Origin of the sequence: Bartonella sp. CL63NXGY (genome assembly GCF_042194905.1) — a bacterium.
Lineage (GTDB): Bacteria > Pseudomonadota > Alphaproteobacteria > Rhizobiales > Rhizobiaceae > Bartonella.
Genome location: NZ_JBHINK010000032.1, coordinates 1 through 6,823, shown reverse-complemented (window position 1 = coordinate 6,823; position 6,823 = coordinate 1). Strand labels below are relative to the sequence as shown.

The 6,823-nt window shown below is 38.6% G+C and carries 2 protein-coding genes and 2 pseudogenes; all 4 read left to right on the top strand.

All coding sequences use genetic code 11. The annotated features are described in order from the left end of the window. On the top strand, nt 1–2,937 hold a 2,937-nt coding region (locus ACFIK0_RS08730; RefSeq protein WP_375663837.1), incomplete at its 5' end, for a YadA-like family protein. Between the two features lie 401 nt (nt 2,938–3,338). After that, nucleotides 3,339–3,596 (top strand): annotated as a pseudogene (locus tag ACFIK0_RS08725) (hypothetical protein); the annotation flags it as partial. A 156-nt stretch (nt 3,597–3,752) separates the two neighbouring features. Continuing rightward, nucleotides 3,753–4,058, top strand: coding sequence for a hypothetical protein (locus ACFIK0_RS08720; protein ID WP_375663838.1), 306 nt, complete (start codon nt 3,753–3,755; stop codon nt 4,056–4,058). A gap of 384 nt (nt 4,059–4,442) precedes the next feature. Beyond that, nucleotides 4,443–6,823, top strand: a pseudogene (locus ACFIK0_RS08715) (hypothetical protein); the annotation flags it as partial.

The window sequence follows — 6,823 nt, the reverse complement described above, 5'->3', positions numbered from 1 at the left end:
GAAGTAGAAGGCAGTGAAATCAATATCGCTAATAGTAGCAAAGCAGATCGAACTCTTTCTGGTGTGAAGGCAGCAACACAAAATAATGAAGCGGTTAATAAAGGTCAGCTTGATGAAAGTTTAAAGAAGCTTTCTAACAGTCTTCAATCAGATGACTCGGCTGTTGTTCACTATGATAAAAAAGAGGGTGATAATAACACTATAAATTATGCGAGTGTGACTTTAGGAAAAGGTGCAAATTCTGCTGCTGTAGCACTTCACAATGTTGCTGATGGTCAGATTGCCAAGGGTTCATATGATGCAGTCACGGGTGGACAGCTTCATATCATCACAGATGATTTCTCAAAGATTTTAGGTGGCGATGTATCCTTTGATGGCAAAAACTTTAAAGGACCAGGGTATAAATTATCGAATATTGATGAAAAAGGTGTTGTAACAGATAAACCGCATACCGATGTTGGTTCTGCCTTTAAAGGACTTGATGATAATATCAAGAATGTGAATGCTCGCATTAAGGAAGTCTCAGAAGGAGTTGCACAAGATTCTTTATCTTGGAGCGATGCTGACAAAGCTTTTGTCGCCCAGCATGGGGAAGGTGATGACAGAAAGGCAAGTAAAATCACATCGCTTGCTGTAGGAGATATTACGAAAGAATCGATGGATGCCGTAAATGGTTCTCAACTTTATTCACTGGGCGATAAGGTTGCAAAATATTTTTCTGATGACGCTGAATATAAGGATGGGGAATTGAAAGTTCCTGATTTTAAGCTCAAAATTATCAATGATGATGGCACTGAAGCTGAATCAAGCTATAAGAATGTATCAGATGCATTTTCAGGTGTGGGTAAACTTTTCACAAAGGTTCAAACTGCGATCAGCGATGTAATCAGTAATTTGCTTGTTACGAAAAATGAAGATGTTATCAACATTGGTAAAGGAGTAGAAGGTAGTGAAATCAATATCGCAAACAAGAGTGGTAAGGATAGAACCCTTTCTGGTGTGAAGGCAGCAGAAAAAGCCAATGAAGCTGTGAACAAAGAACAATTTGATAAAGGTTTGAAGGATCTTTCTGATACCCTTCTGTCTGATAGTTCTTCTGTTGTTCTTTACGATAAAACAACAGATAATCAAACTGATTATACAAATGTAACTTTTGGGAAAGGGAAGGATGCTACACCTGTTGCGCTCCATAATGTAGCCGCCGGATCGATTGCGGAAAACTCAACGGATGTTATCAATGGAGGACAGGTTCACATTCTTTCAATGGATATAGCAAAATTGTTGGGTGGAGATGCTGAATTTAAGGGTGGTGCTTTTAAAGGGCCAACTTATAATTTATCCAGTATTGATAAAGGTGGCGAAGTAACAGATAAACCGCATACCGATGTTGGTTCTGCCTTTAAAGGACTTGATGACAATATCAAGAATGTGAACGCTCGCATTAAGGAGGTCTCAGAGGGAGTTGCACAAGATTCTTTATCTTGGAGCGATGGTGACAAAGCTTTTATCGCTCTGCATGGGAAAGGTGATGACAGAAAAGCAAGCAAGATCACATCACTTGCGGCTGGCTCTATAGTATCAGACTCGAGTGATGCGGTTAATGGCGGACAGATTTATGATCTGAATCAGTCGCTAGCAAAGTATTTTGGTGGTGATGCTAAGTATGATGGTGATGGCTGGGCGCTTCCAGGTTTCAAGATAATGACTTTCCAAGAAGATGGAAGCTTTGAAGAGGAGAATTATGATAGCATTGCAGCCGCGTTTGCCGGTGTAAATAAGGTTTTCAAGAATCTTCATAATGAGATTTCAGACAACATTGAGCAAAATGCGTTGTTGTGGAGTGATGATGCAGGTGCGTTTGTAGCACAGCATGAGAAAGAAGGTAACAAGGAAAACAGCAAGATCACGTTCCTTGCGAAAGGAAAGATATCAGAAGATTCGACGGATGCGATTAATGGTGGTCAGATTTATACACTTCAACAGACATTTGCCTCATATTTTGGTGGAGGAGCTGGTTATGATAAGGAAGGAAACTGGCAAGGACCAAAATTCACTGTTCAGGTCTTTAATAAGGATGGTACGAAAGGTGATAAAGAGGAGCGTAATAATGTCTCTGAAGCATTTGATGTTGTTAATGACAGCATGAGCACTATCAACGATCGTATAAAAGAAGTTGAAAAGGGTACCTCTTTGAATAGTCTGAATTGGAATGAAGAAAAAGGAAGTTATGATGCATCTCATGTGGATTCTCAGGGTGTTAAGAGTCCAAGTAAGATTATCAATGTAGCGAATGGTAAGGTAGACAGAGATTCAAAAGAAGCAGTGAATGGAGGACAGCTTTGGGAAACTCAGCAGATGATTACAGATCAGGTCAAGGATATTGAAAATAGAGTTACGGAGGGATCTGTACAATACGATAAAGATAAAGAAACGGGAAAAAAGACCAATAAAGTTAGCTTAGTTGGTGGAGATGAAAGTTCTCCAGTATTAATAGCCAATGTAGCCGATGGAAAGATTGAAAAGGATTCGAAAGAAGCGGTTAATGGCGGTCAATTAAAAGATAAGATGGATTTTGTGCTTGAAAGTGCCAATAAGTATACGGATGAGCAAATTTCTCATCTTGTAAAAGATGGAGTTAGTGGGGCTAATTCGTATACGGATATGAAGTTTTCGACATTAAGTTATGCTGTTGAGGATGTTCGAAAAGAGGCAAGACAAGCAGCAGCTGTTGGTTTAGCGGTAGCTGGTTTACGCTATAGTGATATTCCTGGAAAATTAACAATCGCATTTGGTAGTGGTTTATGGCGTAGTCAATCTGCTTTTGCTTTTGGTGCAGGTTATACTTCAGAGAACGGTGATATTGGTTCCAACTTGTCAATTACCACTTCTGGAGGTCACTGGGGTATAAGTACAGGGGTTAATGTGATACTCAACTAATAAACGACTAAATCCATAAAATTGATTTGCCTTTTTCTTATTTAAGAAAAGGGCAAATTTTTTACTTTCTTCCAGAACTCTCTAAAGCTATTCTAAATGTATAAAACTCCCGTAATTATATAAAATCCGAATATAAAAAGCTTATTACAACTTTTGTTGAGAATAAAAGAGCTTAGTGGTAAAGATTCAAAAAATTGATTGCTATTATTTTGATTTATTAAAATGCTTCAAGCAATGTAAATACGAATATACCCTTTATTAAAAGAAGACAGTTTTAGCTTTTATTTTCGTATAGTTTTAAACGTATGCTTTATAATGCAACGATCTACAGGATATGCAATGTACTCCAAACACAAGTATTGCTTTAGGGTAGTGGAGCGCAAACGGAAAAAGAATGGAGCGTTGCTGTAGGCAATATGGCTCATGCTTTAGAGAAAAGCAGTGTCGCAGTAGGTGGTGAATATAATAAGAAGAGCGAACACGGGGAAAATGATTATACTCTTTCGAAGAGTGATTATTCAACAGTAGTAGGAGCTGTTTCTAAAGCTTTAGAATATGGTTCGATTGCTCTTGGTCACTCCGTGCATATGCATTTGCTCAATAAGCTATTTCTATGGGCTTCTATTCAAAAGCAAAAGGGGGTGGAAGTATCGCTTTAGGTTCCTATTCTAAAGAAAGTGATGGTTGATGGGAGAGCTATCGGGAACAACTCTGTGTCTGGTAGAGCTGCTGGCGTTTTTGGAGATACGTCTGTTCTGCAAGGACCGGTTAAAAACATCTAATCTCAATGGAAAAGTACGAAAGTTGCAGTAAGTATTGGTGTTCCTAGTAAGAACATAACGCGACAAATTATAGGCGTAGCAGCTGGCGTAGCAGCTGATAGAAAATCTGCCGATGCAGTGAACCTTAGACAGTTGCAAGATTTAGAAGAAGTCGTAAGAAAAAAGGTTGGAAACTGTCTATTTCTGATGAGGCAGCTAAAGATATGGGTGCTAGATAGTGCAATGAATTTTTCACAACTGAAGGGAATAAAAGAACAAGTAGCAGTGAGTATTTTTGTAAAACAGGATACAGCAACGAGACACATTACCATTAGTAAGGATATAGATGGGGCATTTTAGTAAAAAGCTTTCATAAATCCTCTAATGAAATAAAAAATCTTATTCACGAAAAATAAACTGATGCCTAGCGGATGATCAATAGGCACAACAAAAATTATACCTCTTTCAAAGAGATCAAAGCTAAAAACGACACACAACCTTTGGTAGAAAAATGAAATCTATTCTAATATTAAGTATTTTTTTACCTTCCTCAAATTGATTTTCACGAACCTTCCCCTAATTACCCTTCTAAAGACGCTGTAGAAACAACAGCTTATGTCTTAATTTTATTTATGACCTAAAACACGCTGTAAAAGCAGGAACACGCAAAGGAAATAAGAAAGCTTTAGAGTTCTAGAGCATACCTTTTTTGTGTTTTTAATCTATTATTATGAAGGGGGTATTATGAAAAAATTATATACTACACAAAATCTGCGTGATTTGAGTTTTTCTCGTTCACATCGTCGATCATCATTGTTTAAAGTAGCTTCGTTAGGAACTGCGGTGGCATTGTTTTTATCGAATGCTTCTCCTGTTTTTTCAGCAAATCTCGATTTAACAAAAGCATCTCTTGAAAATGTGAAGAATGCTGCCGTGGTTTATCCGCAAAGTACTCTTCCTGCTTATAATGATTATACAAGTGGTATGGGGGGGGAAAATTCTGTCATAAATGTTTTAACAGTCGACGGAAGGTTTGTATGGAAAGATGCACAAAATATCTTTACAGTGGGTGGCGCTGTTATTTTAGATCCAGAGGAATATACGGAAAAGGGGAAAAGTGTAGCTATAGACTCTACAGCGCACGCTTTAGGACTAGGTAATATCGCGATAGATGCCGGATATAATAACCAAGATGATAATAGAGATGCATTCGTAAATGCTTATTCTTTACGAGTGAGGGCTGATGGTGATGAAACTGTTGCTATAGGGTCTGGGCCTGAAACGCGGGCGTATGGAAAGGTTATTCTTGGGGACGGTTCTTCGAGTAAGGCGGGTCCGGGTGCTTACGGTTTCGATTTTCTCACTAAAAGCCCGTCAAAGCTAGAGAATGAAGTATGGAAAAGTAATGCGGGTCCAGCAACTATTGGTAATGATGTAAATCAGATGACGCGCCAGCTTGAAGGGGTGGCAGCTGGTACTTATGATACTGATGCTGTGAATGTTGCGCAGTTAAAATCATTACAAAAATACGTAGATCAAGGTTGGAACCTATCCGTTGGGGGTGAAAATGCTAAAGCCGTTGGTATAAAAGATACTGTAGATTTGTCAGCGGCAAGTGGCAACCTTACGATTATAAAAGGTGAGGAAGACAATAATGTAAAATTTGATCTAGCTAAGAATATTACAGTGGAACGAGTTACCGCTGGAAGAAGCTCTATAAGTGATGATGGCATTCTGTTTGCTAATGGGGCTGGTATAACTGTGGATGGTATTAATGCTGGCAATAAGCAGATTACAGGAGTGGCAGCTGGGGAAGAACCTGAGGATGCAGTGAATTTTGCGCAGTTAGGGAAGATTGAGAATACAGTTGAAGGTGTAACTCATAATATATCACAATATTTTGGTGGTGGAGCGGATGTATTTAACGGTAAGGCGCCCAGTTACATTATTCAGGGCAAACCACATAATGGTTTTGAATCTACTTTTAATGCTGTTGATACTTCTATCACGAATATACAAAATCAGATTGCGAATGTGGCAAAAAACAGCCTCGTTAAGCAGGAGGAAAATGAAAGTGCTATCACCATTGGTGAGTCAACAGGTGGTACTGAAATCAATGTTGCAAACAAATCTGGTGAAAATAGGATAATTTCCGGTGTGAAGGCAGCTGTAAATGCTAATGACGCTGTTAATAAAGAACAACTGGATGGGCGTATAGCAGATATTAGTAACAGTATTAATAACATTGAAGAGGGAAGTGCTTTTGCAGTTCTCTACGATAAAAAAGCAGATGGAGCCGTTAATTATAATAGTGTGTCTTTAGGTGGTGATAAGACTACAGCACCGGTTGCTCTCCGTAATGTTAAAGATGGGAAAATTATTGAAAATTCGCATGATGCAATCAATGGTAGTCAGCTTTGGAAGACGAATGATCGTGTTGCAGGTGCTGAAAAGGATATTATCCATATTAACGATAAGGTTACTAACATATCAGCTACGGTTACTGATCTTGGTGAAGAGGTGTTCAATATTCAGAAAGTGGGTGCTTTTGCAGTTCTCTACGATAAAAAAGCAGATGGAGCCGTTAATTATAATAGTGTGTCTTTAGGTGGTGATAAGACTACGGCACCGGTTGCTCTCCATAATGTTAAAGATGGCATGATTGCGCAAGGATCGCATGATGCAATTAATGGTAGCCAGATTGAAAAAATATCCCGAGATGTAGCAGTCATTTTTGGTGGTGATGCGGAATTTAGCGAAGGTATTTTGTTTGGTCCGCACTATCATTTATCGCAAATTTCTGAAGATGGTGTAGCAATAACTAAGGACCATAATAATGTTGGTGATGCTTTGACAGGGCTTGATGACAATATCAACAATGTGAATAGCCGCTTAACACATGTAGCCAATGAGTTTACTCAGAAAATTGATGGTGTCTCTAAAGATTCTCTGTTGTGGAGTAATAATGAGCAGGCATTTGTAGCACAGCATGGAGCAGACAAAGAAAATAGCAAAATTAAATTTCTTGCCAATGGAGACATTTCTGCTAATTCAACCGATGCGGTAAATGGTTCACAACTTTTTGTTACTAATCAGAATGTTACCACTGTTACGAATAATCTAGC